This window comes from Rhizobium moroccans (assembly GCF_057559155.1).
Window position 1 is genome coordinate 140521 of sequence record NZ_JBHFJG010000001.1, and the last position, 26028, is coordinate 166548.

25 protein-coding genes and 1 riboswitch are annotated in these 26028 nt (G+C 60.4%); of the genes, 14 read left to right on the top strand and 11 right to left on the bottom strand.

All coding sequences use genetic code 11. The features are described 5' to 3' along the window. The first annotated feature begins 63 nt into the window (after positions 1 to 63). The 4 genes from ACE04I_RS00600 to ACE04I_RS00615 all read left to right on the top strand — a co-directional run bounded on the left by ACE04I_RS00600 (position 64) and on the right by ACE04I_RS00615 (position 4177). A complete protein-coding gene (locus ACE04I_RS00600; protein ID WP_487206336.1) occupies positions 64 to 888 on the top strand; it encodes a DeoR/GlpR family DNA-binding transcription regulator in 825 nt (274 codons plus the stop codon). Continuing rightward, on the top strand, positions 885 to 2078 hold the full coding sequence (locus tag ACE04I_RS00605) for an MFS transporter (protein ID WP_487206337.1): 1194 nt from the start codon (positions 885 to 887) through the stop codon (positions 2076 to 2078). The genes ACE04I_RS00600 and ACE04I_RS00605 overlap by 4 nt, the downstream gene beginning before the upstream one ends. 112 nt (positions 2079 to 2190) lie before the next feature. Then, positions 2191 to 3441 (top strand): flavodoxin-dependent (E)-4-hydroxy-3-methylbut-2-enyl-diphosphate synthase, encoded by a 1251-nt coding sequence (gene ispG, locus ACE04I_RS00610; protein ID WP_046796191.1) that lies wholly within the window; start codon positions 2191 to 2193, stop codon positions 3439 to 3441. A gap of 76 nt (positions 3442 to 3517) precedes the next feature. Beyond that, positions 3518 to 4177, top strand: a complete 660-nt coding sequence (locus tag ACE04I_RS00615) for a YiaD family glycine zipper/OmpA-like lipoprotein (protein WP_487206338.1) — start codon at positions 3518 to 3520, stop codon at positions 4175 to 4177. Between the two features lie 33 nt (positions 4178 to 4210). Here ACE04I_RS00615 and ACE04I_RS00620 read toward each other — a convergent pair whose 3' ends face one another. Then, complete coding sequence (locus ACE04I_RS00620; RefSeq protein WP_487206339.1) at positions 4211 to 4846, bottom strand: LysE family translocator; 636 nt, start codon at positions 4844 to 4846, stop codon at positions 4211 to 4213. Between the two features lie 11 nt (positions 4847 to 4857). Then, the gene (locus tag ACE04I_RS00625) at positions 4858 to 5772 is read right to left on the bottom strand and encodes a polyprenyl synthetase family protein (protein WP_487206340.1); all 915 of its coding nucleotides are present in this window, start codon (positions 5770 to 5772) and stop codon (positions 4858 to 4860) included. Positions 5773 to 5908: 136 nt separating this feature from the next. Between ACE04I_RS00625 and mtgA the strand changes: the two genes are divergently transcribed. From mtgA to rpmF, 3 genes are all read left to right on the top strand, one after another. After that, entirely contained in the window at positions 5909 to 6655 is a 747-nt protein-coding gene (gene mtgA / locus ACE04I_RS00630) for a monofunctional biosynthetic peptidoglycan transglycosylase (RefSeq protein ID WP_487206341.1), read from the top strand. A 73-nt stretch (positions 6656 to 6728) separates the two neighbouring features. Further along, positions 6729 to 7376, top strand: a complete 648-nt coding sequence (locus tag ACE04I_RS00635; RefSeq protein WP_487206342.1) for a glutathione S-transferase family protein — start codon at positions 6729 to 6731, stop codon at positions 7374 to 7376. Between the two features lie 147 nt (positions 7377 to 7523). Further along, complete coding sequence (gene rpmF, locus ACE04I_RS00640; RefSeq protein WP_025425225.1) at positions 7524 to 7709, top strand: 50S ribosomal protein L32; 186 nt, start codon at positions 7524 to 7526, stop codon at positions 7707 to 7709. A 147-nt stretch (positions 7710 to 7856) separates the two neighbouring features. Here the strand turns inward: rpmF and phaR are convergent, their stop codons facing one another. Then, a complete protein-coding gene (gene phaR, locus ACE04I_RS00645) occupies positions 7857 to 8438 on the bottom strand; it encodes a polyhydroxyalkanoate synthesis repressor PhaR (protein WP_046796197.1) in 582 nt (193 codons plus the stop codon). 241 nt (positions 8439 to 8679) lie between these two features. Here phaR and ACE04I_RS00650 point away from each other — a divergent pair, with 241 nt between their 5' ends. Both ACE04I_RS00650 and phbB read left to right on the top strand, forming a co-directional pair. Further along, the gene (locus ACE04I_RS00650; protein ID WP_487206343.1) at positions 8680 to 9861 is read left to right on the top strand and encodes an acetyl-CoA C-acetyltransferase; all 1182 of its coding nucleotides are present in this window, start codon (positions 8680 to 8682) and stop codon (positions 9859 to 9861) included. Between the two features lie 125 nt (positions 9862 to 9986). Next, complete coding sequence (phbB, locus tag ACE04I_RS00655; RefSeq protein WP_487206344.1) at positions 9987 to 10712, top strand: acetoacetyl-CoA reductase; 726 nt, start codon at positions 9987 to 9989, stop codon at positions 10710 to 10712. A 245-nt stretch (positions 10713 to 10957) separates the two neighbouring features. Here the strand turns inward: phbB and ACE04I_RS00660 are convergent, their stop codons facing one another. Then, complete coding sequence (locus tag ACE04I_RS00660) at positions 10958 to 11212, bottom strand: YMGG-like glycine zipper-containing protein (protein ID WP_046796200.1); 255 nt, start codon at positions 11210 to 11212, stop codon at positions 10958 to 10960. 35 nt (positions 11213 to 11247) lie between these two features. After that, a complete protein-coding gene (locus ACE04I_RS00665) occupies positions 11248 to 11403 on the bottom strand; it encodes a DUF3309 family protein (protein ID WP_071006158.1) in 156 nt (51 codons plus the stop codon). Positions 11404 to 12120: 717 nt separating this feature from the next. On the opposite strand from ACE04I_RS00665, the gene ACE04I_RS00670 reads away from it, so the two are divergent. The 5 genes from ACE04I_RS00670 to ACE04I_RS00690 all read left to right on the top strand — a co-directional run bounded on the left by ACE04I_RS00670 (position 12121) and on the right by ACE04I_RS00690 (position 18218). Next, on the top strand, positions 12121 to 15156 hold the full coding sequence (locus tag ACE04I_RS00670) for a helicase-related protein (RefSeq protein ID WP_487206429.1): 3036 nt from the start codon (positions 12121 to 12123) through the stop codon (positions 15154 to 15156). Positions 15157 to 15163: 7 nt separating this feature from the next. Continuing rightward, positions 15164 to 15520, top strand: coding sequence for an RNA-binding S4 domain-containing protein (locus tag ACE04I_RS00675; RefSeq protein WP_046796203.1), 357 nt, complete (start codon positions 15164 to 15166; stop codon positions 15518 to 15520). Positions 15521 to 15744: 224 nt separating this feature from the next. After that, a complete protein-coding gene (gene fdxA, locus ACE04I_RS00680) occupies positions 15745 to 16083 on the top strand; it encodes a ferredoxin FdxA (protein WP_046796204.1) in 339 nt (112 codons plus the stop codon). Between the two features lie 387 nt (positions 16084 to 16470). Continuing rightward, a complete protein-coding gene (locus ACE04I_RS00685) occupies positions 16471 to 17040 on the top strand; it encodes a CarD family transcriptional regulator (RefSeq protein WP_046796205.1) in 570 nt (189 codons plus the stop codon). A 314-nt stretch (positions 17041 to 17354) separates the two neighbouring features. Further along, entirely contained in the window at positions 17355 to 18218 is an 864-nt protein-coding gene (locus tag ACE04I_RS00690; protein WP_046796206.1) for an RNA polymerase factor sigma-32, read from the top strand. A gap of 107 nt (positions 18219 to 18325) precedes the next feature. Here the strand turns inward: ACE04I_RS00690 and ACE04I_RS00695 are convergent, their stop codons facing one another. From ACE04I_RS00695 to ACE04I_RS00720, 6 genes are all read right to left on the bottom strand, one after another. Beyond that, positions 18326 to 19792, bottom strand: coding sequence for a M48 family metalloprotease (locus tag ACE04I_RS00695; protein WP_487206430.1), 1467 nt, complete (start codon positions 19790 to 19792; stop codon positions 18326 to 18328). Between the two features lie 284 nt (positions 19793 to 20076). Beyond that, positions 20077 to 20799 carry a thiamine ABC transporter ATP-binding protein gene (locus ACE04I_RS00700; RefSeq protein WP_487206345.1) on the bottom strand — a complete coding sequence of 241 codons (723 nt, stop codon included), beginning with the start codon at positions 20797 to 20799 and terminating at the stop codon, positions 20077 to 20079. Further along, positions 20786 to 22408 carry a thiamine/thiamine pyrophosphate ABC transporter permease ThiP gene (thiP, locus tag ACE04I_RS00705; RefSeq protein WP_487206346.1) on the bottom strand — a complete coding sequence of 541 codons (1623 nt, stop codon included), beginning with the start codon at positions 22406 to 22408 and terminating at the stop codon, positions 20786 to 20788. Before thiP ends, ACE04I_RS00700 begins: the two co-directional genes overlap by 14 nt. Positions 22409 to 22412: 4 nt before the next feature. Continuing rightward, complete coding sequence (gene thiB / locus ACE04I_RS00710; RefSeq protein WP_487206347.1) at positions 22413 to 23420, bottom strand: thiamine ABC transporter substrate binding subunit; 1008 nt, start codon at positions 23418 to 23420, stop codon at positions 22413 to 22415. Positions 23421 to 23459: 39 nt separating this feature from the next. Further along, positions 23460 to 23563, bottom strand: a riboswitch (TPP riboswitch). Between the two features lie 41 nt (positions 23564 to 23604). After that, a complete protein-coding gene (locus ACE04I_RS00715) occupies positions 23605 to 24051 on the bottom strand; it encodes a response regulator (protein WP_046796210.1) in 447 nt (148 codons plus the stop codon). A 156-nt stretch (positions 24052 to 24207) separates the two neighbouring features. After that, positions 24208 to 26025 carry an ABC-F family ATP-binding cassette domain-containing protein gene (locus ACE04I_RS00720; RefSeq protein ID WP_487206348.1) on the bottom strand — a complete coding sequence of 606 codons (1818 nt, stop codon included), beginning with the start codon at positions 26023 to 26025 and terminating at the stop codon, positions 24208 to 24210. Between the last annotated feature and the right edge of the window lie 3 nt (positions 26026 to 26028).

The following is a 26028-nucleotide window of genomic DNA, read 5'->3' on the forward strand; positions in this document are numbered from 1 at the left end:
CGCCTTTCTGCGTTGGGATGCAATAACGAGTGCCAGTTATTGCATGTTTGTGCCGAATTGTGCATGTTGCCGCGTATGGATCATTTTGTCAGCGAGAGACAGTCGGAGATATTGGCGCAGTTGCGCGCCAAGGGGCGCGTTTCTGCCCATGAACTGGCGCAGACTTTCGACGTTTCGGAGGATACGGTTCGGCGCGACCTGCGCGAGATGGCGGCGCGGGGCGAGTGCGAGCGTGTCTATGGCGGCGCACTGCTGTCTGCCGGGCAGACGGTGCCGCTTCGAGTCCGTATCGCCGACGAGCCAGACCGCAAGGCGGTGCTGGGGCGGAAAGTGGCGGGCCTGCTTGTCGAGGGCAGCGCCGTCTTCTTCGATGCGGGATCGACCAATCTGGCCATCGCTCGCAATCTTCCCGAAGGGTTGCGGCTGACGGCGATCACCAACACACCGGCCATCGCCGCCGAACTTGCCGGCCGGGCCGGCATTGAACTCGTGATGATCGGTGGGAAGGTCGATCCTGCCGTGGGGGCGGCGATCGATGCGACGGCGATCCGGCAACTGGAGGCGATACGCCCTGACCTCTGCATCCTCGGCGCCTGCGGCCTGACACTGGACGAAGGGCTGGCGGCGGACGTTTTCGAGGACGCCGCCTTCAAGCGGCTGGCAAGTACCGCTAGCAAGCGCAGCCTCGCGGCGATCACTTCGGACAAGCTCGGGCTTCGCGCGGCATTTCATGTGCACGATCTTGCCGCACCGCTATCGCTAGTGGTGGAAGCCGATGCGGATGCGGCGGTGGTCCAGCAATTGGGCCGGCAGGGTATCGAGGTACATCGCTGCGTGGCCGCCGGTACGATCAACGACAAAAAATCAACAAGAGGAAATACCCCATGAGCCAGTCGGATGTCGAAAAGACGGTGCGCCCGCTCGCGTCCTATCTGACCAGGGAGCGCGCCGGTGTTGCGCTGCTCTTCCTGATGAACGGGTTCATGGTGGGGGCCTGGGCGCCGAAGATTCCCGAATTCGCCGAGCGTCTTGGCTTGAGCGAAAAGGAACTGGGGCTGATGATCCTGGTCTTCGGCGTCGGCTCCATAATCATGATGCCGATCGCCGGCAGCCAGATCGCCCGCTTCGGTTCCAACATGGTGTCGAAGTTCGCCGCGGTGCTTTTGACGCCAATGCTTTTCCTCCTTTCGCTGAGCGGCGAGATCTGGAGCGGTGCGATTGCCATCTTCCTGTTCGGCGGGCTGATCGGCGCCATGGACGTGGCGATGAATGCGAATGCGGTTGCGGTCGAAAAACATATGCGCCGGGCCATCATGTCGTCTTGCCATGCGTTCTGGAGCCTTGGCGGGCTTATCGGGGCATCGACCGGCGGCTTTCTCATCCAGTCGATCGGCGTTCTTGCGCATGCCGTTGTCGTCACGCTGTTCGCCGCGCTGATGATCGCCGCCAGCTGGAAAATCGTGCTGCATGATGCGCCGCATCCCGACGAACACAAGGACGGGACGCGCAGCCGCCTGCCGCGCACACCGCTGCCTTGGCTGATCGGCATCGTCGCTCTGTTCTGCATGATTCCGGAGGGCGCTGTCCTCGATTGGGGCGCGCTTTACATGCGCAATGAACTCGGCGCCTCGGTTGCGCTGTCCGGCTTCGCCTTTGCCGGTTTTTCGCTCACCATGGCGATCATGCGCTTTGCAGGTGATCTCATCCGCGACCGGCTGGGGGCTGTCATGACGCTCAGGATCTGCGGTACGATCGCCATTGCTGGCCTTGCGATCATCGGGCTTGCGCCGAATTCAGCGGTCGCCATCGTGGGCTTTGCGCTCGCCGGCATCGGTATTTCCAACATGGTGCCGATCGTCTTTTCTGCTGCCGGCAACCTGCCCGGCATGGCGGCGGGTGTCGGGCTTTCTGTCGTCACGACCATGGGCTATTCCGGTATCCTGCTCGCGCCATCGGTGATCGGCTTCGTAGCCGAACATACCGGGCTTGCATCGATCTTCCTGGCGCTTTCCGGCTTCCTCATCGTCGTATTAGCCGTATCGCGTCTCGCGCGGCATGCGGACGGGGCGCATCACTGACGAAGCGGCATGGTCGCCATGCCGCAAAAGTGCCTCAGGTGAGTGGTTGACAAGCGGCAATGCATACGCCACCTGAAATGCAATTCTGCTTGAAGGCACCGAGACCGCGACCATGTCCTCACCGCTCGATTACGATCCGAAACCGCGTCGTGCCACCGTTGCCGTCGATGTCGGCGGCGTGATCGTCGGGGGCGGTGCGCCCGTCGTCGTTCAGTCGATGACCAATACGGATACGGCCGATATCGACGCGACGGTCGCTCAGGTCGCGGCCCTTCACAAGGCCGGCTCGGAGATTGTCCGCATCACGGTTGACCGCGACGAGAGCGCGGCTGCCGTGCCGAAGATTCACGAACGCCTGCTGCGGCTTGGCATGGACGTGCCGCTGGTGGGAGATTTCCACTATATTGGCCATAAACTTCTCGCCGATCATCCGGCCTGTGCCGAGGCACTTGCGAAATACCGTATCAATCCGGGCAATGTCGGCTTCAAGGACAAGAAGGATAAGCAGTTCGCCGACATCATCGAGATGGCGATCCGTTACGACAAGCCGGTCCGCATCGGCGTCAACTGGGGATCACTCGACCAAGATCTCCTGACTACGCTGATGGATCGGAATGCCGAAGCGGGTTCCCCGCTTTCCGCCCGGCAGGTCATGCATGAGGCGATCGTCCAGTCGGCGCTGATCTCGGCGGAGCTTGCCGAAAGCATCGGTCTGCCCCGTAACCGCATCATTCTCTCCGCGAAGGTCAGTCAGGTGCAGGACCTCATTGCCTGCTATTCCATGCTTGCGGAGCGCTCCAACCACGCCCTGCATCTCGGCCTCACCGAAGCGGGCATGGGTTCCAAGGGTATTGTGGCCTCTTCGGCGGCCATGGCTTATGTGCTGCAGCAGGGGATCGGCGATACGATCCGCGTCTCGCTGACGCCGGAGCCGAACGGCGATCGCACCCGCGAGGTGCAGGTGGCCCAGGAAATCCTGCAGGTCATGGGCTTCCGCCAGTTCATTCCGGTCGTTGCGGCATGTCCCGGTTGCGGCCGGACGACCTCGACGGTCTTCCAGGAACTCGCCCAGCGCATCCAGGACGACATCCGCAAGAACATGCCGGTCTGGCGCGAGAAATATCCGGGCGTCGAGGCGCTGAATGTCGCGGTAATGGGCTGTATCGTCAACGGACCGGGTGAAAGCAAGCATGCCGACATCGGCATCTCGCTTCCGGGAACCGGCGAGACGCCGGCGGCTCCGATCTTCATCGATGGCAAGAAGGCGATGACGCTGCGCGGCCCTAATATTGCGGCAGACTTTGAAAAGCTCGTGATCGAATATATCGAACAGCGCTTCGGTCAGCGGACGGCGGCCGAATAGGCCCGAGTTCTCCTCGCTATCGCCGCATTTCATGATAAATGAAGTGTGGCCACAGACGACGGGGATATCGATTCGAATGTTTAAGAAAGTCGCAATCGTTGCGCTTTGCGCGACCTATCTTTCCTCCTGCACCACTACCGACCCCTATACAGGCGAGCAAAAAGTTTCCAATACCGCAGGCGGTGCGGCGATTGGCGCTGGTCTCGGCGCGCTTGGCGGCCTTGTGGTCGGCGGCGGCAGCAAGGGCCGCAATGCGCTCATCGGTGCAGCGATCGGCGGCCTCGCCGGCGGCGCGATCGGCAACTATATGGATAGCCAGGAAGCGGAACTGCGCCAGCAGCTGCAAGGCACCGGCGTTTCGGTCACGCGCGTGGGTGACCGCATCGTGCTCAACATGCCGTCGAACGTCACGTTCGCAACCGACCAGGATCAGGTGATCCCACCCTTCTATGCGACGCTCGATTCCGTCGCGATCGTGCTGAACAAGTTCGGCAAGACCTATATCGACGTGAACGGTCATACGGATTCCACCGGCAGTCTGGCGCATAATCAGGGTCTCTCGGAACGACGTGCCGCATCGGTCGCGAATTATCTTGCAGGCCGCGGGGTCGATCAGCGCCGCATGTCGACCATGGGCTTCGGCCCGTCGCAGCCGGTTGCATCCAACGCGACGCCGGATGGCCGCGCGCAGAACCGCCGCGTCGAGGTATTGATCGCGCCGATCACGCAAGGCTAAGGCTAGCCCTGAACGGTTCTGGAAGCGGGCCGGCTAAATCCGGCTCGCCAGGAGCTTCAGGCCGGCGGCACTATAGAACAGTGCCATCGCACTTTCGATCCAACGCCGCGCGGCTCGGTAGCCGCGCAGTGCTCTTGGCGTCGAAAACAGCACAGCGTAGCCCGTGAAGATCATCAGACCGGAAATCATGCAGACACCGATGATCAGCAGGATCGCGGAAGTCGGCGCATTTTCCGGCAGGCCAAGCGAGATGATGGCGAGCCAGGCGAAGATCGCCTTCGGGTTCGTCACGTGTATGGCATATCCTCTCAGCCAAAGCTGCGGTGCACCGAGGCTCGTCTTCGCTTCGCCGATTGCTGCCTGAGCGTCCGGCAGACGTGCCGATTTGAACGCTTTCCAGGCGAGATAGAGCAGATAAAGCCCGCCGAGGATCTTCATGATTTCGAGCGCGATCGCATAGTGCCGCAGCACCGCGGCAAGCCCGAGCGCGGCTGCGCAGGTCAGCGATCCACCGCTGATGCCGAAAGCGGTGATCAGGCCGGCGCGTCGGCCCTGCGCGATCGAGGTGCCGATGATGGCAAAGACCGCAGGTCCGGGACTCACCACGGCAATCAGATAGGCGACATAGCCCGGCCACATCTGCGGCAGGAAGCTGAAAACCTCAGGCATCGAACTGCTCCTCAGTGCTCGCGGCTGGCGATGAAACGGGCCGCTTCCTGAAGTATTTCAGCTTTTTCTCCGTAGGGAGCAAGAAGATCCACGGCCTCGACGGTCAGCGTGGCGAGCCGTTCCTCGGCCCAGGCAATTCCATGCAAGGCAACCAGGGTGCCCTTGCCGCGTCCGGCGTCCTTGCCTGTCGCCTTGCCGAGTGTAGCGGCATCGGCGGTGATATCGAGAAGATCGTCGGCGAGCTGGAAGGCAAGTCCGATCTTCTGGCCGAAAAGGCTGAGACGCTCGCGATCGCTCTCCCCCGCTCCCGCCAGGATGGCTCCGGCCTCGCAGGCGAAGCGCAGGAGCGCGCCGGTCTTCATGGCCTGCAAGGTGGTGATGCCAGCCTCGTCCGGGGGCGATTTTTCCGCGGCAAGATCGAGCGCCTGGCCACCCGCCATGCCGCCAATGCCGGCAGCGCGCGCAAGCGCCAGCACCAAGTCTGCCTTCCTTTGAGCAGGAAGATCGGTCTCCGGCGCGGCGACCACATCGAAGGCATAGGTGAGCAGACCATCGCCGGCGAGAATGGCGGTCGCTTCGTCGAAAGCCTTGTGGACAGTCGGCTGACCGCGGCGCAGGTCGTCATCGTCCATGGCCGGCAAATCGTCATGGATCAGCGAATAGCAGTGCAGGAATTCAAGGGCCGCCCCAACACGGCGCGCAGCCTCCAGCTGGCCGTCGAAGAGCGCCGCACTCTCCTCCACCAGAAATGGCCGCAACCGTTTGCCGCCGTTCAGCGCGCCGTGGCGCATCGCGGCCAGCAGGTGGGACGGGCGGGCGATCTCGCCGGCAAGGCATTGATCGGAAAGCAGCAGCCCAAGCAGAGTTTCCGTCTCCGCCGCCCTCTCCCGCAAGTGGTTTTCGAATGCTGTCCGTCCCATCGTCATGGCCGCTGTTTGGCATGACGGTGACTGGCTGGCAACGGCGATTCACCAGTACACGGGAAGTTTTCATCGGCGGACTCGCCTTGCCCGTACGCAGCGGCTATGAAACTTCCGGGAAAGAGAGGAAGAGTGGGGATCATTGGACGTCAGCTCGGAACAGTCCGCCGGAGAGGATGAGCCGTTGATAGCGCGAGCCGGCAGAAGGCGACCCTTTCAGTCGCTTCTGCGGCGGGTCGTGCTCGCCGCCATTGCGCTCGCGCTTCTGCCGTATCTCTTGATCTTCGTCTATGGAGTCCCCTTCGTTCGCCCGATCTCAACGCTGATGCTGGCCGATCTTGCGACTTTGCGTGGCTATGACCGGCAATGGGCAGATTTCGAAGACATCTCGCCAAACCTCGTGCGCGCCGTGATGATGTCCGAAGACGGACAGTTCTGTGCCCATGGCGGCGTCGACTGGGGGGAAATGCGCCTGGTCGTCCAACAGACAATCAAAGGCGGTGCGACGCGCGGCGCAAGCACCATATCCATGCAGACGGCGAAGAACCTTTTCCTCTGGAACGGGCGCTCCTTCCTTCGCAAGGTGCTGGAACTGCCGCTTGCGATCGCGGCCGACTTTGTCTGGCCGAAACGACGGATAATGGAAATCTATCTCAACGTCGCGGAATGGGGTCCCGGCATCTACGGCGTCGAGGCGGCGGCAAAGCATCACTTCGGTGTTTCCGCCTCGCAACTCAGCCGGCAGCAGGCCGCACTTCTCGCCGTTGCACTTCCCAATCCGATCGAGCGCGTGGCGGGCAAGCCCGGCCGCGGCATGCGGCGGCTTGCCGGCCTGGTGGATCGCCGGGCGCGAAGCTCCGGCGACTATATCAAATGTCTTTATGACTGAGTTTCCGCGATTTCATTGGTCGTGAGGAATGGCGGTCGATATAGGGGCAGCAGTGCTCAGTCGGGGAACCCACATGGACAAGTTGATCCTCTATATCGGCAATAAGAACTATTCGTCATGGTCCTTCCGCCCCTGGATGGCGCTAACGGCGGTCGGCATCGACTTCGAAGAAGTTCTGATCCTCTTCGATTTTCCGGCCGGCAATCCGAAATTCAAGGGGATTTCGCCGACGGGGCGCGTGCCGGCCCTGCATCACGGTGAGGTGCGTGTGTGGGAGTCTCTCGCGATCATCGAGTATGTGGCGGAGCTTTTCCCAGACAAGAGCTTGTGGCCCAGGGCGGTAGCGGACCGTGCCGTTGCCCGGTCGATCTCCATGGAGATGCTGTCCGGCTTTCGGGCGCTCCGCAGCGCCTGCCCGATGGACATGCGTCGTCCGAAGGGAAAGATCGCCCTGCCGGACGGTGTTACGGAGGATATCGCCCGCATCGAGACGATCTGGCGGGAGTGCAGGAAGAAATCCGGCGGGCCTTTCCTGTTCGGGCAGTTTTCTGCGGCCGACGCGATGTTCGCACCGGTCATCAGCCGTTTCGAAGTCTATGACCTGGTGACGGACAGCGGTACACTCGACTACATGGCGGCGGTGAAGGCGCACCCGGCCTGGCTGAAATGGCAGCAGGCGGCGCTCGCTGAAACCTGGATCGTACCGGAAGGCGAGGCATAGGCGGAATTCTCGAAAAAATCCGGTCGGGGACTGGTCAAAGCCCTGTCGGGCATGTATAAGCCCGGCAAATTTCCGAAATCGAGACGTGACGAGTTCGGCCTCAAATCCGGCCGGGGATCATGTCTTGCACGAAGTGGAGTAACAGAAATGGCTGTACCGAAGAGAAAAACGAGCCCGTCGAAGCGCGGTATGCGCCGCTCCGCTGATGCGCTCAAGACTCCGACCTATATCGAAGATAAGAACTCCGGCGAGCTGCGCCGTCCGCATCACATCGACCTCAAGACCGGCATGTATCGCGGTCGCCAGGTTCTGACGCCGAAGGAAAGCGCATAAGCTTTCCTTGCAGGAAGTTTGCATGAAGGCCGGCTTTGCCGGCCTTTTTTGTTTCTTGGTTTTCAGGCAGGCAGCGACACGGCGGCTGGAGGTGCCTCGCATCGTCGATAAGGGTCTGCATCGCGGTAGGGGAGGTGTCGGCTCGCGTCAGCTTCCCAAGCGGTCGAGCCGGTTCTGAAGATTGCGGAGCTGTTCCTTCAGCTCGTCGATATCCTTCGATTCTGCTTTTTTGGGCGTGGGAGCCGGGGGCTGCGCCGTGAAGGGAGAAAACATCTGCACGGCCTGCCGGAACAGTTCCGTGTTGCGCCGCACCTGCTCTTCCATCATCTGCATCGGGACCTGCAGGTTCTTGGTCAGCGGCGTTTCGCCAAAGGCCCGCGTCATCTGCTCGCGCATCTGCGCCTGCTGGTCGGCGAAGGTCTTCATCGAATGCTCAAGGAAGGTCGGCACCACCATCTGCATATGGTCGCCGTAGTAGGATATGAGCTGGCGCAGGAAGGAAACCGGCAGCAGCGTGTTGCCGGTTTTCGATTCCTGCTCGAAAATGATCTGGGTCAGCACGGAATGGGTAATGTCTTCGCCCGTCTTGGCATCCTGAACGGTGAATTCCTCACCCTTCTTCACCATTTTTGCGAGATCTTCCAGCGTCACATACGTGCTGGTTCCGGTATTATAAAGGCGCCGGTTGGCATATTTCTTGATTATGATTTCGCCTTCGGTTTTCGCCATAGTTTGCCTCCTCGTCCCGTCGGTGTGTTTTTATGTTTGGTATTTCTTCTCCCAAAATGAATGTAAGCCCAAATGACGCAGGCTGACAATCTCTTTGTGCAACGCGATGTCATTCGTGTTGCGCAGCAAATCCATGTATTTTCAAGGTCATTAACAGCATATAACCGGCCGTGCGTGGCGTTTGACTCCGAAGGCGAGCTTTGCCAGTCTCGTGCAATGCACCAATAAGGAGGAGACATCCATGGCCACCCCATCCATCGTCATCGCATCGGCGGCCCGCACCGCTGTCGGCTCCTTCAACGGAGCGTTCGCGACCGTGCCGGCGCATGAACTCGGGGCGACTGCGATCAGGGGAGCGCTGTCGCGCGCAGGCGTCGATGCCGCCGAGGTCGACGAGGTGATCCTCGGCCAGGTGTTGTCGGCCGGCGAGGGGCAAAACCCGGTCCGGCAGGCGGCGATGAAGGCCGGCGTCCCGCAGGGAGCGACCGCCTGGGGCGTCAACCAGGTCTGTGGCTCGGGCCTGCGCGCCGTGGCACTCGGCATGCAGCAGATCGCGCTCGGCGATGCGCGGATCATCGTCGCCGGCGGGCAGGAATCGATGTCCATGGCGCCCCATTGCGCGCATCTGCGCGGCGGGGTGAAGATGGGCGATTTGAAGTTGATCGATACGATGATCAAGGACGGGTTGACGGATGCCTTCTATGGCTATCACATGGGTATCACCGCCGAGAACATCGCCCGCCAATGGCAGCTTTCCCGTGACGAGCAGGATCAGTTCGCCGTGTCCTCCCAGAACAAGGCGGAAGCGGCGCAAGCCGCCGGGCGGTTCAAGGATGAAATCGTTCCTTTCGTCGTTCAGACGAGAAAGGGAGACGTGACGGTGGACAGCGATGAATATATTCGCGCCGGCGCGACGCTCGATGCCATGGCCAAGCTTCGCCCCGCCTTCGACAAGGAAGGAACGGTGACCGCGGGCAACGCCTCCGGAATTAACGACGGGGCCGCCGCCGCCGTGCTGATGACGGAAGAGGAGGCGGTCCGCCGTGGTGTTGCGCCATTGGCGCGCATCGTGTCCTGGGCAACGGCTGGTGTCGATCCGCAGGTCATGGGAACCGGCCCCATTCCTGCTTCGCGGAAGGCGCTCGACAAGGCCGGCTGGAAGGCTGCCGACCTCGATCTGGTGGAGTCCAACGAAGCTTTCGCCGCGCAGGCTTGCGCAGTCAACAAGGAGCTTGGCTGGGACCTGGCAATCGTCAACGTCAACGGCGGGGCGATTGCCATCGGTCACCCGATCGGCGCGTCCGGTGCTCGCATTCTCAATACGCTGCTCTTCGAGATGAAGCGCCGCAGCGCCAGGAAAGGGCTTGCGACACTCTGCATCGGTGGGGGCATGGGTGTCGCCATGTGCTTTGAGGCCATGTAGCCGGTCGAAGGCGCCTCGACGATTTGGAGGCGGATATATCGGGAATGACAAACGCTCGTGGAATTACCGCTTAACCGGATCATCAAGAATCGGATGCGGTTAAGCAAAAAGGGGAAATGTCGAGCATGAGAAGGGTCGCCCTGGTTACGGGAGGAACACGCGGTATCGGCGCCGCGATCTCCATCGCACTCAAGGATGCGGGCTACCGCGTCGCGGCGAATTTCGCCGGCAACGAAGAAAAGGCGAATGCCTTCCACGAGAGCACGGGTATTCCGGTCTTCAAATGGGATGTGTCGGATTATCAGGCTTGCGTCGAGGGCATAGCAAGAATCGAGGCGGAGCTCGGCCCGGTGGATGTCCTCGTCAACAACGCGGGGATCACACGTGACGGAATGTTCCACAAGATCACCCCGCAGCAATGGAACGAGGTCATCGCGACCAACCTGACGGGTCTCTTCAACATGACGCATCCGGTCTGGCCGGGCATGCGCGAGCGTGGCTTCGGGCGCGTCATCAACATTTCGTCGATCAATGGCCAGAGAGGGCAGCTCGGGCAGGTCAACTATTCCGCCGCAAAGGCCGGCGATCTCGGCTTCACCAAGGCGCTGGCACAGGAAGGTGCGACGAAAAACATCACCGTCAATGCGATTTGCCCTGGTTATATTGCGACGGAGATGGTGATGGCGGTGCCGGAAAAGGTGCTGAGCGAGAAAATCATCCCGCAAATCCCGGTGGGCCGTCTTGGCGAGCCGGAGGAAATTGCCCGATGCGTGGTGTTCCTCGCTTCTGACGACGCAGCTTTCATCACTGGGTCGACACTTACCGTGAATGGCGGTCAGCTCTTCGTTTGACGGATCGCTTTCGCGCCCTGACCGTTAACGATTGGATGGAAGAGCGACTAGGAAACCTCGGGATTTTGTGGTTAACAGATTGTTTTGCAACGATATGTAGCGGTGAACAAAACACGAAAACGCATCCGTCGCCGATTCGTCAGCGATTCGTTCCGGTTTCGGCCCGAAAGTTAACGGCGACACATAAACGGGCGCTGCTTTAGACCGCGCCCGCTTGTTTCAGTGTCCCCGATAGCCGGTACGGCTTAGCGGCAACGTGCCTCGTAGGTCCGGCCGTAACGGTCGCGATAGACGCAATAGCCGCGCCGCTTTTCGGATTCACCGATTGCCGCGCCGACCAGGCCCCCGGCCACTGCGCCGACGGCCGCGCCGCCCCAACTATCAGTGACCGCACCGCCAATGACTGCGCCGGATGCCGCGCCGATCGCGGTTCCCTTCTCGGTGGACGTGCAGGATGCAAGCGTTCCGATCAGGGCGCATGCGAGCAAGAACTTTTTCATCTGACTTTCCCTTCCCTTCTATGCGGGTGCCCCGCTCAGATCCTGCCCATCAGCAGGAGGATGATGAGGATCAGGACCACCAGGCCAAGTCCGCCCGAAGGGCCATATCCCCAATTTCGGCTGTAGCCCCAGTTTGGCAACGCACCAACCAAGAGCAGAATGAGGATCACGAGTAAAATCGTTCCGAGCATGGTTTTCCTCCTCCTCTGCAGAATCTGTCAAGACGTGCGGGAACAAACGCTGGGTTAACAGTTTTGTTCCAGACAGGGCGGTCTTTGTAAACAATGGGTAAATGGAATAGGAGAAAACGTTAACAACGGTCACCGATCACCCGCCAAAGTGAGTTTCAAAAACCGGTCTCTCGTGTCTTTCACGTGCGGTGGCCTACCAGATGTTGTGAGAACAGAACATGAAAGTATTCCTGTCACCGATTCGTCGGTGATTCGTTCCGCCTTTGGTCGAGATGTTAACGGGAGCGGCTTCATGAGACGGCGAAAGCGCGGGAGCGCCCAAGAAAAATTAACCAAATCAATTGATTGACTCTTCCGGTTTTCTCTGAACATGCGCACCCTTCACCTTTGTTACAGCCTGGAGGGGGCGGCAACAGGCAAGATTCAGAATATCGTGGCACTTTCGTGCGCTCTTACTAAATATAGCGGTGAACAAAAACTGAATCCTCTTGAGTCTTCGATTCGTAGCCGATTCGTTCGCGTTTGTTCGCTGGCGGATGTTTTCCGGGTGTGGGAAGCGTAGGTTCGGGATGGATATCTCGGATTTTTGCGAAAGGAGAGGCTCTGCCGACTTGCCTTTCGCGGCGTGGATTGCCATGTGTGACACGGTCGCCGTTTCGTGCAAGCGAGGGAGCGGCCGGATAGGATGTTTGGGATCCGGCTTTGAACTTCCAGCCCATGACGCTCAGCGGGCGCGGCGTAACTGCCGTACTCGGCCCCACAAATACGGGCAAGACTCACTATGCCATCGAAAGGATGGTGGCGCACGGATCGGGCGTCATCGGCCTGCCGCTGCGCTTGCTGGCGCGCGAGGTCTATACGCGCGTGGTGGAGAAGGTCAGTGCCGCGCATGTGGCCTTGATCACAGGCGAGGAAAAGATCACGCCCCCTAATGCGCGGTTTTCCGTCTGCACCGTGGAGGCGATGCCGCGCGAGACCAAGGCCGCTTTCGTCGCTATCGATGAAGTGCAGCTGGCCGGCGATCTCGAACGGGGCCACATCTTCACCGATCGTATCCTGCACCTGCGCGGGCGCGAGGAGACGCTGCTTCTCGGGGCCGCCACCATGCGCCCCATCCTGGAAAAACTGCTTCCGGGTCTCACGGTGGTAGAACGGCCGCGTCTCTCGCAGCTCTTCTATGCCGGGCAGAAGAAGATCACCCGCTTGCCGCAGCGCTCTGCGATCGTCGCGTTTTCAGCTGACGAAGTCTATGCGATTGCCGAATTGATCCGCAGGCAGCGCGGCGGAGCGGCAGTCGTGCTCGGTGCTCTCAGCCCACGAACGCGCAACGCCCAGGTCGGACTCTATCAGGCGGGCGACGTCGAATATCTCGTCGCCACCGATGCGATCGGTATGGGCCTCAATCTCGACGTGGACCACGTAGCCTTTGCGCAGGACAGGAAATTCGACGGCTACCAGTTCCGCAATCTCAACCCGGCCGAACTCGGCCAGATCGCCGGACGCGCCGGTCGATACCTGCGCGACGGCACCTTCGGCGTCACGGGGCAGGTGGCGCCCTTGGACGACGAACTTGTCGAGCGGATCGAGGGCCATGAGTTCGATCATGTGAAGGTGCTTCAGTGGCGTTCCAAGAGCTTCGACTTTTCCTCGCTCAAGGCTCTGCGCGAAAGTCTCGATACGGCTCCGACCCTGCCGGGATTGGCGCGGGCGCTCCCCGCCACGGACAGCCAGGCGTTCGATTACCTTTCCCGCTATCCGGAGGTGAAGGACGTCGCCACCACGCCCGCGCGGATCGAAAAACTCTGGGAGACCTGTGCGCTGCCGGATTATCGCCGTATAACGCCTGCACAGCACGCGGACCTGATTTCGACGCTTTTCTTCGATCTCGTAAGAGCGGGAACGGTGAACGAAGACTTCATGGCCGAGCAGGTTCGCCGCGCCGACCGGACCGACGGCGAGATCGATACGCTTTCCGCCCGGATCGCGCAGATACGTACCTGGACCTATGTCTCAAACCGCCCCGGCTGGCTTGCCGATCCGACACACTGGCAAGAAAAGACGCGGGAAATAGAGGATAGGTTGTCCGACGCGTTACATGAACGGTTGACGAAACGCTTTGTTGATCGCAGGACATCTGTGCTCATGAAGCGCCTTAGAGAGAATGCGATGCTGGAAGCAGAAATCAGTGTGAATGGCGATGTCTTCGTAGAGGGGCATCACGTCGGACAATTGGCCGGGTTCCGGTTCACGCCCGTTGCGGGTGCGGAAGGGCCGGATGCCAAGGCTATCCAGGCCGCGGCACAAAAGGCGCTTGCTCTGGAGTTCGAAGCCCGGGCCGCTCGGCTTTATGCGGCGGGCAACGGCGATTTCGCGCTCGCCTCGGATGGTTTCGTGCGCTGGCTCGGAGAGCCCGTCGGCCGCCTTGCCGCGGGCGACAACGTGATGCGCCCCCGCGTTATCCTTCTGTCGGACGAGCAGCTTACCGGCAATGCGCGGGATCATGTCCATGCTCGCATCGAGCGCTTCGTCAATCATCACATCGCGACGATTCTGAAGCCGCTCGATGATCTTTCCCGTGCCGAGGACCTTCAGGGGCTGGCAAAGGGACTGGCATTCCAGCTCGTCGAAAACCTCGGCGTGCTCTTCCGCCGCGACGTTGCCGACGAGGTGAAGGCGCTCGACCAGGATGCCCGTGCTTCCATGCGACGCTATGGCATCCGCTTCGGCGCCTATCATGTTTTCATACCGGCGCTTCTGAAGCCCGCTCCCGCGGAGCTCATTACGCTGCTGTGGGCGTTGAAGAATGACGGTCTCGACAAGCCGGGTTATGGGGACCTCATTCCGGCGCTTGCCGCCGGCCGCACTTCGGTCGTCGCGGAGCCAGGCTTCGAGCGGATGTTCTACAAGCTCGCAGGCTTCCGCTTCCTCGGAAAGCGCGCGGTGCGCATCGATATCCTGGAGCGCCTTGCCGATCTGATCCGGCCGCTGCTGCAGTGGAAGCCCGGCGCGATGCCGCGTCCGGAAGGTGCCTATGACGGTCGGCGCTTCACGACGACCACCGCCATGCTCTCGATCCTCGGTGCGACGCCGGACGACATGGAGGAGATACTCAAGGGGCTCGGTTATCGGGCGGACGTTATCAAGGCGGAGGAGGCTCAGGCTTTCCTTGCGAGCCATGACGTCGGTGCCGCGACCCCATCCGCGCCGGCTGTAGAAAGCTCGACCGACACGGACGAAGAGGCCGATGCTCTCGGCGAAGATCGGGCCGCGGAAGCGCCGGCTGAGGGACAGGTGGAAGAAACGGCTGCCGAAGCTCCGGCTCAGGAAGCAACAGTTGAGCCTGCTACAGAGGCGGGGGATGCCTCCGAGGCTGCCAAGGCCGCCGAGCCGGAAGAGCCGAAACCGGTCCTGCTCTGGCGTCCGAGTGGCGGCCGCGACAACCAGCGTCGCCCACAGCAGGGTGAGCGGCGAGGTCAGGGGCAGGGCCAAGGTCAGGGTCAGCGGAATGCCGGCGCCGGCGCGGAAGGCCGGCGTGAGGGTGGCAGACCCAATCGCGAAAACCGTCGGCCGGACGGGAACAAGGGGGACCGCGGGCCGCGACCGGACCGTGGTGAGCGTCAGGATCGGACGGAGCGTGGCAAAACGTCGCAACCTGCTCGTTTCGAGGCCAAGCCCCCGCGTAAGGAGAAGCCGATCGACCCGGATTCGCCCTTCGCAAAACTGGCTGCGCTCAAGGAGCAGATGAAGAAATAGGTCTCTCATGACGGAAACGGAGCCACAGCGAGATTCGCGGCAGCGCATCGACAAGTGGCTCTTCTTCGCCCGCATGGTGAAATCGCGTTCGCTTGCACAGTCGCTGATTTCAGCGGGTGCGGTGACGATCAATGGCGAGGCCTGCGATCAGCCGAGCCGCATGGTAAAGCCTGGCGACAGGATCGAAATGCTGCTCGATAGGCGCGACGTCGTTTTGGTAGTGCGCGCGCCCGGCGCTCGGCGCGGCCCTTTCGAAGAGGCGAGACTGCTTTACGACGACGTGACGCCCTCTGATCGGCAGAAGCCGCTCACGCCTTTCGAGCGTGCTCAGCGCGGACCTGCATCCCGACCTTTTCGAAGATAGGAGCCGCGGAAACGGGAAGCTTTACGATCTGATCTCGATGAGAATAAAGCACTCCCGAGAGCCGGTTTAAAGGATTGTTTGTCCTTGCTATATGCCTGCAAAGGCTTTACCTGACGGACGAAATCCGGTCACCTGCCCCAACCGGAAACGGGCAGGTTTTCGGTTTTCCCTGGCGCCTTTTCCGTTCGCCTTTGCTCTGACCGCGATTTTCTCGGAGTGCCGTAATGACGTATGTCGTGACCGACAATTGCATCCGCTGCAAATATACCGACTGCGTGGAGGTTTGCCCGGTCGATTGCTTTTACGAAGGTGAAAATTTTCTCGTTATCCATCCGGACGAATGCATCGATTGCGGCGTTTGCGAGCCGGAATGTCCCGCCGAGGCGATCAAGCCGGATACGGAACCGGGCCTCGACAAATGGCTGAAGCTGAATGCGGATTACGCTCAAATCTGGCCGAACATCACGGTCAAGCGGGACGAGCTACCCGAAGCCAAAGAGATGGACGGCGTCGAAAACAAATTCGATAAGTTCTTCTCGCCGGAGCCCGGCCAAGGGGATTGAAATCCCCTAAAGTCAACCCGATATTCCGATAGTACATTGCTTCTGCCTTTTTGTTGGGCAGCAGCAAATGATGCGCCGGAATCGGCTTCCTAAAGCAAATTATTGATTTCGGCACTTTTTTGTGGTACACAACAAATACTGTTCCACAAGGCGGCACTCGCGTGCCCAAAAAACATCACGAAAGCAACAGATCACCCGAAACGCGGTTCCCGTGACATTGCAACGCTGTAAGTTGTCAGTCGCCATTCGCGATGGGGTTTGTTTTTCGCGCGCGTTGGTCGGACCAGTATGGAAATGGCTTGACGGTTTTCCCCGTCTCATCCGGGCCTGATTGACCCGGTTCCCGACCCGGCAATCCGGGTGCGTAATAGGGAGTTTGTGAAACGAATGACGACTCAACAGAAGAAATCTCCGGCACGACAGGGCTTCAAGACTGGTGAATCGATTGTCTATCCGGCCCACGGCGTAGGCACTATCACCGCCATCGAAGAGCAGGAAGTGGCGGGCATGAAGCTTGAGCTTTTTGTTATCGATTTCGAAAAAGACAAGATGCGCCTCAAGGTTCCCGTTGCCAAGGCGGTCAGCATCGGCATGCGCAAGCTGTCGGAAACGGATTTTGTCGAACGCGCTCTCAAGGTCGTTCAGGGCAAGGCCCGCATCAAGCGGACCATGTGGTCGCGCCGGGCGCAGGAATATGATGCCAAGATCAATTCCGGTGACCTGATCTCGATCGCCGAGGTGGTTCGCGATCTCTATCGCGCGGAGAACCAGCCCGAGCAGTCCTACTCGGAGCGTCAGCTTTACGAGGCAGCCCTTGATCGCATGGCGCGTGAAATCGCTGCCGTGAACAAGATGTCTGAAACGGAAGCCGTTCGCCTCGTCGAAGTCAACCTTGCCAAAGGTCCCAAGCGCGGCAAGGCCATAGACGAAGATGAGTCCCAGGACGAAGCAGCCTGATCGAACCTCATAAAAAACCTAAAAGACCCGGCCTTGAGCCGGGTTTTTTGTTGGAACTTTTTTGCCTCTCTCGCGTTAACCCGCCGGAACGGCGAACTGACTGCTGCGCTATCAGTTCTTCCGTTTCGACAATGGCGCGGACACGTCCGGCAGAAGCCCGGTCGAATTCGCATCACCAGCGAGGGGAGCAAAAGCGACAGGTTACTGCACAGCGTCCATAGTCCGTCCGTTCCAAATCAACGGCATGGCGCGTCGGCTTGTCTGCTCGAGATCTCCTGTCTTTATCGGATCAGACCCGTTTGACGGAGAACACGATGAAAGCCATGTCCGCAGACCGCAACATGATCAAAATAGCGATGTCGGCTCCGTATCTAGCCCGCGAGGAGGAGCGGGATCTCGCCGTCCGCTGGAAGGACAGCCGGGATCAGGACGCTCGCAACCAGATCGCGCTTGCGCATATGCGCCTCGTTATCGCCATGGCATCCAAGTTTCGTGGCTTCGGATTGCCGATGAGCGATCTCGTTCAAGAGGGCTATGTAGGGCTCCTCGAAGCCGCGGCAAGGTTTGAACCAGCCCGCGACGTACGTTTTTCGACTTATGCAAGCTGGTGGATTCGTGCCTCGATGCAGGATTATATCCTGCGCAACTGGTCGATCGTGCGCGGCGGGACGAGTTCGGCGCAGAAGGCCCTGTTCTTCAATCTCCGCCGGCTGCGGGCCAAGCTCGCGCGTGGCGATTCCAATCTTACAGTTCGGGCCATTCACGAGGAGATCGCCATAGCGCTCGGCGTCAGCGTCGCGGATGTACAGACCATGGATGCCCGCCTTTCGGGCAATGATGCTTCGTTGCAGGCTCCGTCGATTGCCGGCGATACGGATAGTGGCGAAAGACTGGATATGCTGGCAAGCGCCGAACCGCTGCCGGATGAACAGGTTTCCGGAATGATCGACGGAGAGCGGCGGCTGAAATGGCTGCAGGGTGCGCTCACCAAGCTCAATGAACGGGAAAAGAAAATCATTCGCGCCCGGCGCCTCACTGACGACGGGGCAACGCTTGAGGCGCTCGGTGCGGAGCTTGGCATCTCCAAGGAGAGGGTGCGGCAGATCGAAAGCCGCGCCATCGAGAAGCTGAAATCGGCTTTGGTTTCCTCAAACCCTCAAATGGCCGCCGCCTGCTAGAGCAGGTGGCGATTTTGTCGGATTTGCTTCCTGCGCCTTTGATTTTACACATGCCATACTCGCAAGGCGCCGGCCATCTTGAGTGACATGCCTCAAGGAGGCATCGGCTATTCCGAAATTATCTTGACCTTCTGGCCGGGCGAAACTGTCGCGCCGGCTGGCATCGCGTTAATCAGCTTGAAAAGATCGAGCTTGCGGTCGGTCCCCATCATCCGGCCGGCGAGGGAGGCGATCGTGTCACCCTGTACAACAGTGACGACGCGGATTCTCAAGGGCTTTAAGGCGGCGGTCTCCTGGGGCGTCATCTGCCGGAAATTCGTCCGCAAAAGGTTTGCCGTCGGCTCCAGCATCGTGCTGCCCTTCGGTACGGCCGTCAGGAACCGGAATATCTGATCGTTGAGGCGGATAACCGTGACATCGAAATCCCAGCGCTCGGCGGAAGCGCGCGCGGTCGCCGCCGGAAGTCCGTTCACCTGAATTTCTCTTACGGTTTCCGGTTGAAGCCCTGCGACCCAACCGCTCGTAAGGTAATTGGTGAGACTGTCGTACTCACCGGCTGCGACGCCGTCGAAACGGATGGCGGTCTCGCCGGGGCCGGTCGCCAGCACCGCCTCGACCTTGTTGTCGATCCGGAATGCGGGCGGAACCTCGAAGCGGATGCCGAGCCCACCGTGCAGGAAGGTCTGGCCGCGGACATAACCCTCCTGCGGGCTGTCGCCATAGAGAAGGCCGTCGATGCCGGCTATATAGTAGTCGCGTCCCTTGTCGCCGACAGTCCCTTCCTGTCCGAAATTGCGGGCATGGCGGCGGGCAAGATCGACACGCTGGGCCGAATTGGGATGGCTCGAGAGAAAGTCGAGGCTCTGGTCGCTATCGGGATCGACGGCGGAATAACGCGCATAGGCCGCCATCGAATCGAGGAACCGCGCGGCGGCATAAGGGTCGTAGCCTGCTTCGCCGAGCATTCGCACGCCGATCACGTCGGCCTGCAATTCCTGTTGTCGGGAGAAGGCGGCGAGCCTGAGCTTGCCACGGGCCAAGGCCTGCTTGCCGGCAAGATCGCTCGACAATACTTCCGACACGACGCGGCTTGCGATTACCTCGGCTTCCTCGCGGCGTTGCCGTTCGATGCCGTGATTGGCGGTGACGTGCGCCATTTCATGCGACAGCACCGCAGCAACCTCCGATGCGTCGTTGGCGAGCGCCAGCAGCCCCCGCGTGACATAGAGATAGCCTCCCGGCAGCGCGAAAGCGTTGATAGCGGGAGAATTGAGGATAGTGATGCGATAGGACTGCGCCGGGTTTTCCGAAACGGCCGTCAATGCGCCTGTGATCCGGGCGACCAGACGTTCCGTTTTCTGATCATGATATTCGCCGCCGTAACTTGCGACGATGCGGGGGTGCTCACGCGCGCCCATCTGCGCGCGAGGATCGTTCTTCTGTACCTCCTCGACGATCTGCGGGTTCGAGGAGGGCGAAACATTCGGCTGGTAAGCCTGTTCGAGCACTGACTGGCAGCCGCTGAGCAAGATCGCGGCAAGAACGATACCGGTTACACCCCGCGAGCGGGGCATGATATGGGCAAAGCGCTTGATGGGGGCAAGCACTGCCATTTCGCGCTCTCTGTTCGTGTTCCGCAGCTTCATGCCTTAAGACCCGCCTCCGAAACCGGTCCAGGAGACGCAACTCATCTCCATCTTCATGCCGGCTCGGTTTTCTGCTTCCATGTCGCTTAGCGATTTTTGCCTCACATGGACAGATGTTCTTATAGAAATTGGTGTCATCGATGCTTTTGCAAAGAAACCCCGCGGGGCGATGCCATTGTGGCACGTCCAAATTGTGGCGAGGGGTCTCGAGACTACGCCGTCAGGAAGTCCGAAAGAGCTTGGACGTCGGTGCGCGTCAGGAATTCCTCGATCGGCGCCTCCAGCAGAATTTTGCCGTTATCGATGAAGATCGCATGGTCGGCGAGCCGACGCAATTCATCGGGATCATGGGTGACGATCAGGATCGTGTTACCGGCCTCCTGGTGCAGTTCCAGAAGCAGGTTCGCCATCGATAGCCGCAGGCCTGGGTCCAGCGCGGCGAAGGGTTCGTCCATCAGCAGGACGGGCTTCTGGCGGACGAGGGTGCGGGCAAAGGCTGCTCTTTGCCTCTCGCCCCCCGACAACATGCCGGGCATGCGCCTTTCGTAGTCGCCAAGCCCCACCCGTTGCAGCGCGTCCGAAATCGTTTGGCGATCCGTCGCTCCCAGCTTCAGAGACGGATTGATCCCAAGGCCAACATTGGTGAAGAGATCCAAATGGCCGAAGAGATTGTTGTCTTGGAAGATGATAGAGACAGGCCGTTCCGAAGGATGCCTTTCAGTCACGTTCTCGCCTGCAATTCTCACTTGCCCCGCATCCGGAGTTTCGAAGCCGGCGACGAGATTGAGAAACGTAGATTTGCCCGAACCTGAAGGCCCTGTGACGGCGATGATCGCGCCGGCCGGCAGCCTACAATCGAAGCGGAAATTCTTCGAGCCTAGCCGGAGCTCGACCTTATCCAGAACGATGCTGCCTTCTTCTTCAACCACGATCATTGGCCTTTCTGTATCCCGCAGTGCCGATCATCGTCAGGATGAGGCAGATCACGCCCAGGATCAGTGCTAACCCATCAGCATCGTTTGTGCGATAGCTGGATAGCCGGCTATAGACCAGCCAGGGAAGTGTCGTTAGATCGGCGGAGCCGAAAAGCGCTACCGCGCCGAGATCGCCGAGCGAAAGCGCCATGGCGAAGGAGAGCCCCACCAGAAGGGGTTTGGTCAAGGCTGGCCGGTCTATCCGCCAGAGTTTCGCCCATCCGGATATTCCGAGGCTTGCGGTGAGCCGGCCCGTTCGCTTGTGGTGGAGTTGCATGGCCGGCGCGAGAACGCGCACCACGAAGGGAAGTGCCATCAGCATGTTGATGGCCGCGACCAGGGCCGGCGCGAAACGAGCGACATCGCCGAAGGGCCGCAGGAGCAGGAACCAGCCGGTTCCGAGGACGACCGGCGGAACCAACAGCACCAGCGAGGACATGCCGCCGAGCAATGTCGAAAGACTTTTGGCCGGCGCGCCCGGCTGCTTCATGTCGGCGATGGCGTTTCGGGCAGTGATGATGGCAAGCGCAGCGGTCACGGCGAGCAAGCCGGCGGTAAACGCGATTGTGAGGCTGGTGAGGGCCGCACGCAGAAAGATGGGGCTGGTGACAAGGTTCCAGAGATCGGCCTTGAGGCCGGACAGAATGATGGAGGCGAGCGGCAGGATCAGGAAGGCGGTCGCAAGCAGGATCGCCAGACAATCCCAAAGGCGAGCGGTCGGGTTTCTGCCGTCGAAGCGACGCACTGCGCGGCCGACATCGGCGCTTGAATCCTCCGGAGCCGGAAAAAGGGAGATGGCGATCAGGATCAGCGCCGTCACGCCGATCTGCAGGAAGGAGAGAGCAATGGCGCGCGGCGGATCGAAATCGAAACGCAGGGCCTGGTAGATCGCCACTTCGAGCGTGGTTGCCGCCGGTCCCCCGCCGAGCACGAGTACGAGCGTGAAGCTGGCGGCGCAAAGCATGAAGATCAATCCGGCAATTCCGGGAATGACGCCTCTGATTGCGGACCATTCGATGAAGCGGAAGATGGAGAGGGATTTCATGCCGAGGCTGGAGGAAAGAAACCAGTATTCCGCCGGCAGCCGTTCAAGAGCGGCAAGCATCAGGCGAGCGGCGAGCGGCAGGTTGAAGAACACATGCGCCAGCAGAATGCCGGAAAGGCCGTATATACTCACAGGTTGATCCAGCCCAAGCTTCAACAGCAAGCCATTGAGCATTCCTTGTCTGCCCCAGATGCCGATCAGGCCGAGCGCGCCGATCAAAACCGGCAAGCCCATTGGCACGGCCATCAACCGGATGATCCAGATGCGACCGAGGAAGTTCGGCCGGCGAGCGAGCGCCAGCGCGACGGGAATGGCAAGACCCACCGAAAGTACAGTGGAAAGTGTCGCCTGCCAGAGCGTGAAGCGGAGGATGCGCCAGGTATAGGCGGTGAAAAGCCGCTCGCCGGATGTCCCGGCATCCCATGAAAGCAGCGCCCCCAGGGCGAGGCCGATGAAGAGCACTATGCCCAGAAGGCTTGCCATTCCAAAGGCGATGCCGCGTCGTCGCTCTACGCCGGTCAGCATGAGGTCAGTTCATGCTCATCGCGGCAAGCCACTCGTCGATCCATGCCCGGCGGTTCTTGGCAACCTCGTCGGAACCCATCAGGAAGGTCTTTTGTGGCTGAACCAGTTTTCCGAAGGCTTCCGGCAGCGGCTGCGAGGTCTTTGCGGCCGGCATCATCCAGTTGGTGGTCGGAATGATGTCCTGGAAGGCCGGCGAGATCATGAAGCTCAGGAACTGCCGGGCAAGGTCCTTATCGGATGCGGTTCTTAGCAGGGCGGCGACCTCGATCTGGATGTAGTGGCCTTCCGAAAAGGCTGCCGCCTGGTAACGGTCGGTATTTTCCCCGATCAGGTGGTAAGCGGGAGAGGTGGCATAGGAGAGGACCATCGGCACTTCGCCCTTCGTAAACAGGCCATAGGCCTCCGACCAGCCGGGCGTCACCGTGAGAATGCGGTTCTTCAGCTTCGTCCAGGCTTCGGGCGCCTGATCGCCATAGACTGATTTCATCCAGAGCAGCAGGCCGAGCCCTGGCGTTGCCGTGCGTGGATCCTCGATCGCGATTTTCTGCGAAGGATCGCCTTCCACCAGTTCCTTGAGGCTCTTTGGCGGGTTCTTTATCGCCTGCGTGTCATAGACGACGGCGAAGTGGCCGTAATCATAAGGAATGAAGGTGTCGTCTGTGTAACCACCGGGCACATTCACGGCGGAGGTATCGATGCCGTGCGCCTCGAATAGTCCGGTCGCCTTGGCTTCGGAAATGAGGTTTGTGTCGAGGCCGAGCACGATATCCGCGCCGGTGCTCTCGCCTTCGAGCTTTAGACGGGTGAGAAGCGCCACCCCATCGGCGATCCCGACCATGTTAAGCACGCAGCCGCAGGTTTTCTCGAAGGCTTCCTTCACCTTCGGTCCCGGACCCCATTCGGCGATGAAGCTTTCATAGGTGTAGATGGTGAGTGTCTTTTCCTGCGCATTCGCGGAGGAAAAGCAGAGGCCGGCCGCGGCCGCGATCGACAGAAAAATGGTGCTTCGCATCGGCGCCCTCCTATTGTGTCGCTGCGGGGAATAGGCGCTGAAAATGAGCCGTCTAATCCCTCCGCCGGTGTTAACCGGATCAGGTTCCGCGGGTTGGCCGAGCCTCTCAGCCGCGCGTCAGCGCGGCACCCCGTTAGATCGCAACGAGATTTAGCGGCGGGCGTTGCGGCTGACAAGCGGTAAGTTAGGCCTGCCGGAACAGCCGCATTTCGCGGGGGACGGGGGCTATGGCCCCGAGGCGGCTTGCGACCGCATACTCGACCGATTGTTCAAGGACGTGAGGCATGACCGGTTTGGTAAGGACACCGAGCGAGCTCTGCCCTTCATCGGCGATGTCCTCCGGAGTGCCCGTCATGAAAATCACGGTGACGCCGTAGCGCTCGGTCAGTTCACGGGCAATCTCCGGCCCGGTTCTTCCGTCGGTAAGATTGACATCGACGATTGCCAGATCGGCCCTCGATGCCAACTCCAGTGCATTTTTTCGGGCATTGGCAAAACCTGCCACTTTCAGGCCCATGTTTTCGATCGTTTCGGCGATATCGAGCGCTATCAGGAACTCATCCTCGACGATCAGCACCCGTTGTTTCATCGCATTCTCGGCCAGCCGACGACGCGTTACATTTGTCAGCATGGGACGTCCCCATCGTTGATCGGTTCTCAATCCAGGTCGAGAAGACCAGGCTATCTCGTCCAAGATTGCACTTTCGAACGGTTCGATTTGGAGAATGTTCCGTTTTGCGACAGAATTTTCGATCTAAATGGCTGGTATGGCTAATATTTCGTTAATTCATCCTTCGAGCTCTTCGCGCAACATTTCAAGCTCCAGCCATTCTTCTTCCATTTTCACGAGGCTTTCGCGCAATTTCTCCATTTCGGCCGCCAGTCTGTTGAAAGCCGAAGGGTCCTTCGAAAAGAGATCGGGGTCCGCCATCTTTTTTTCACGGGCGGTGATTTCGGCTTCGGCCTTGGCAATCTCCTTTGGCAGGTTTTCGAGCGCGAACTTCTGCTTGTAGGAGAGCTTCCCCTTTGCCTTCGGCGCTTCTGCTGCAGGCACGGCCTCTGTCTTCGGCCTCTCGGCTTTCTCGGCCCTGCGCCTTTCCTCCTGAGCGCCCTTTCGCTGAGCGAGCATGTCCGTGTAGCCACCGGCATATTCGATCCAGCGGCCGTCGGGCGCTTCCGGATTGGCGGGCGCGATCGTCGAGGTCACCGTACGGTCCAGAAAGTCGCGATCGTGGCTGACGAGAATGACCGTGCCATTGTAGCCGGCGACGATCTCCTGCAGAAGGTCCAGCGTCTCGATATCGAGGTCGTTGGTGGGTTCGTCGAGGATCAGCAGGTTTGAGGGTCTTGCCATGATGCGAGCGAGCATCAGCCGGGCACGCTCGCCGCCGGAGAGATTTCTGATCGGCGTTCTGATCTGCTCCGGCTGAAAGAGAAAATCCTTCATATAGCCGGCGACATGCCTCTGCTCTCCGTTCACCAGCAGCGTCTCGCCACGGCCGTCCGTCAGATAGTGCGAGAGCGTATCCTCCGGGTCGAGGTCTTCGCGCTTTTGGTCGAGCGTTGCGATCTCCAGGTTCGTGCCGAGCTTCACCGTGCCGCTATCGGGAAGGAGCTGACCCGTCAGCATTTTCAGCAGCGTGGTCTTGCCGGCGCCGTTCGGGCCAATGAGGCCGATCCGGTCGCCGCGATGCACCCGGATCGAAAAGGGTGCGACGATGGGGCGATCATAAGCCTTGGCGATGTTTTCCGCTTCGATGACGAGCTTGCCGGATTCGCGCGCCTCGCTCGCCGATGCCTGAACGGTACCTTGCGGCCCCTTGTGGCCCCGATAGGTTGCGCGCATGGACTGGAGTTCGCCAAGCCGGCGCATGTTCCGCTTGCGCCTGGCCGTCACGCCATAGCGCAGCCAGTGTTCTTCGCGTTCGATCGCCTTGCCGAGCTTGTGCTGCTCGACCTCCTCCGCTTCCAGCACCTCGTCGCGCCAGGTTTCGAAATGGGCAAAACTCTTGTCAAGCCTGCGGGAAGTGCCCCGATCCAGCCAGACCGTCGCCGTCGATACCTTTTCAAGGAAGCGCCGGTCGTGGGAAATGAGCACCAATGCGCTCTTCGTCTTGCGCAACTCCTCTTCCAGCCATTCGATGGTCGGCAGGTCGAGATGGTTGGTGGGTTCGTCGAGCAGCAGGATATCGGGTTCCGGGGCCATGACCCGGGCAAGCGCCGCGCGGCGGGATTCTCCGCCGGAGAGGGTTTTCGGATCCTCTTCACCCGTCAGGCCCAGATGCTCCAGCAGGTAGGTGACGCGGTAGGGATCGTCACCCGGTCCCAGGCCCGCTTCCGCATAGGACTGTACTGTCGAAAAGCCCGCGAAATCCGGTGCCTGTTCCAGATAGCGGATCGTCACCGCCGGATGGCGGAAGATCTCTCCCGACTGAGGCTCGACCATGCCGGCCGCCATTTTCATTAATGTCGACTTTCCAGAGCCGTTGCGGCCGACGAGGCAGATTCGATCGCCCGATTCCACCTGAAGGTTGGCGCCGGCCAGCAGAGGCGTGCCGCCGAAGCTCAGGAAGATATCATCGAGTTTGAGGATGGGAGGTGCCACGGG

Bases quoted from the DNA above. Each gene is read 5' to 3' on its own strand.
- ACE04I_RS00600 (WP_487206336.1), top strand. From the start codon at position 64: ATGTTGCCGCGTATGGATCATTTTGTCAGCGAGAGACAGTCGGAGATA.
- ACE04I_RS00605 (WP_487206337.1), top strand. From the start codon at position 885: ATGAGCCAGTCGGATGTCGAAAAGACGGTGCGCCCGCTCGCGTCCTAT.
- ispG (WP_046796191.1), top strand. From the start codon at position 2,191: ATGTCCTCACCGCTCGATTACGATCCGAAACCGCGTCGTGCCACCGTT.
- ACE04I_RS00615 (WP_487206338.1), top strand. From the start codon at position 3,518: ATGTTTAAGAAAGTCGCAATCGTTGCGCTTTGCGCGACCTATCTTTCC.
- ACE04I_RS00620 (WP_487206339.1), bottom strand. From the start codon at position 4,846: ATGCCTGAGGTTTTCAGCTTCCTGCCGCAGATGTGGCCGGGCTATGTC.
- ACE04I_RS00625 (WP_487206340.1), bottom strand. From the start codon at position 5,772: ATGACGATGGGACGGACAGCATTCGAAAACCACTTGCGGGAGAGGGCG.
- ACE04I_RS00635 (WP_487206342.1), top strand. From the start codon at position 6,729: ATGGACAAGTTGATCCTCTATATCGGCAATAAGAACTATTCGTCATGG.
- rpmF (WP_025425225.1), top strand. From the start codon at position 7,524: ATGGCTGTACCGAAGAGAAAAACGAGCCCGTCGAAGCGCGGTATGCGC.
- phaR (WP_046796197.1), bottom strand. From the start codon at position 8,438: ATGGCGAAAACCGAAGGCGAAATCATAATCAAGAAATATGCCAACCGG.
- ACE04I_RS00650 (WP_487206343.1), top strand. From the start codon at position 8,680: ATGGCCACCCCATCCATCGTCATCGCATCGGCGGCCCGCACCGCTGTC.
- phbB (WP_487206344.1), top strand. From the start codon at position 9,987: ATGAGAAGGGTCGCCCTGGTTACGGGAGGAACACGCGGTATCGGCGCC.
- ACE04I_RS00660 (WP_046796200.1), bottom strand. From the start codon at position 11,212: ATGAAAAAGTTCTTGCTCGCATGCGCCCTGATCGGAACGCTTGCATCC.
- ACE04I_RS00665 (WP_071006158.1), bottom strand. From the start codon at position 11,403: ATGCTCGGAACGATTTTACTCGTGATCCTCATTCTGCTCTTGGTTGGT.
- ACE04I_RS00670 (WP_487206429.1), top strand. From the start codon at position 12,121: ATGACGCTCAGCGGGCGCGGCGTAACTGCCGTACTCGGCCCCACAAAT.
- ACE04I_RS00675 (WP_046796203.1), top strand. From the start codon at position 15,164: ATGACGGAAACGGAGCCACAGCGAGATTCGCGGCAGCGCATCGACAAG.
- fdxA (WP_046796204.1), top strand. From the start codon at position 15,745: ATGACGTATGTCGTGACCGACAATTGCATCCGCTGCAAATATACCGAC.
- ACE04I_RS00685 (WP_046796205.1), top strand. From the start codon at position 16,471: ATGACGACTCAACAGAAGAAATCTCCGGCACGACAGGGCTTCAAGACT.
- ACE04I_RS00690 (WP_046796206.1), top strand. From the start codon at position 17,355: ATGAAAGCCATGTCCGCAGACCGCAACATGATCAAAATAGCGATGTCG.
- ACE04I_RS00695 (WP_487206430.1), bottom strand. From the start codon at position 19,792: ATGCCCCGCTCGCGGGGTGTAACCGGTATCGTTCTTGCCGCGATCTTG.
- ACE04I_RS00700 (WP_487206345.1), bottom strand. From the start codon at position 20,799: ATGATCGTGGTTGAAGAAGAAGGCAGCATCGTTCTGGATAAGGTCGAG.
- thiP (WP_487206346.1), bottom strand. From the start codon at position 22,408: ATGCTGACCGGCGTAGAGCGACGACGCGGCATCGCCTTTGGAATGGCA.
- thiB (WP_487206347.1), bottom strand. From the start codon at position 23,420: ATGCGAAGCACCATTTTTCTGTCGATCGCGGCCGCGGCCGGCCTCTGC.
- ACE04I_RS00715 (WP_046796210.1), bottom strand. From the start codon at position 24,051: ATGCTGACAAATGTAACGCGTCGTCGGCTGGCCGAGAATGCGATGAAA.